Raw genomic sequence first — 288 nt, forward strand, 5'->3', positions numbered from 1 at the left:
TTTACCTGTACCTGTTTGTGCAGCAGCAATTAGGTTCTTACCAGAAAGCACAATCGGAATTGCTTTTTCTTGAATAGAGGTTGGCTTTTCATAGCCTTGTTTTGCAACGGCTTTAACAATAGGTGAGCTTAATCCAAGCTTGGAAAATGGCATAAGTTTCTCGGTATGATTTGGCTAAATAGCGATGGAAAGGTTCAACAATCTTATACAAGGATAAGATTAATGGCGGCATTCTACCATGTTGCTTGTGTACTGCTAGGGCATGTTGATCTTTCGAGCTAATTTTTG

The 288-nt window shown here is 39.2% G+C and carries 1 protein-coding gene; it reads right to left on the minus strand.

Annotated elements, in window-relative coordinates:
• Positions 1-153, minus strand: a 153-nt coding sequence (locus tag AB4653_RS22110) for a DEAD/DEAH box helicase (protein WP_133146844.1), incomplete at its 3' end; no start/stop codon positions are given.
• Positions 154-288: the final 135 nt, after the last annotated feature.

The sequence above is a fragment of the Vibrio sp. 10N.222.48.A3 genome (assembly GCF_041475345.1).
GTDB lineage: Bacteria > Pseudomonadota > Gammaproteobacteria > Enterobacterales > Vibrionaceae > Vibrio > Vibrio tasmaniensis_A.